This is a genomic window from Onishia niordana, assembly GCF_004798965.1.
GTDB classification, from domain to species: Bacteria; Pseudomonadota; Gammaproteobacteria; order Pseudomonadales; family Halomonadaceae; genus Onishia; species Onishia niordana.
Genome location: NZ_SDSD01000155.1, coordinates 1 through 243 on the forward strand (window position 1 = coordinate 1; position 243 = coordinate 243).

Below are 243 nucleotides of genomic sequence, written 5' to 3' on the forward strand. Positions count from 1 at the left end.
CCTTAAAATTTTCTAGAAAGTTCAAAAGGCATCGGCTATGCTCGATGAGGAAGATACCTTTTATAACAATGAGATTGATTCGATAAAGGTAAAGATTCCTTCATCATAAGTAAAATGAAGGCAAGCCAAGTTACCGAGTGGCACAGGAGGTTGACTCTCAAAGTTAAAAACTTTCTCCTGGGTAAAAAAATGCATTGCTGCACCGGGAGTAAGGGCGAAACGGTTACAGTGAATTCTCAAACA

General features: G+C 39.1%; 1 protein-coding gene. It reads right to left on the reverse strand.

Annotated features, from left to right (window positions below):
• Positions 1 to 60 precede the first annotated feature (60 nt).
• A partial coding sequence (locus ETC27_RS18320) for a hypothetical protein (RefSeq protein WP_205742804.1) occupies positions 61 to 243 on the reverse strand: 183 nt, incomplete at its 5' end.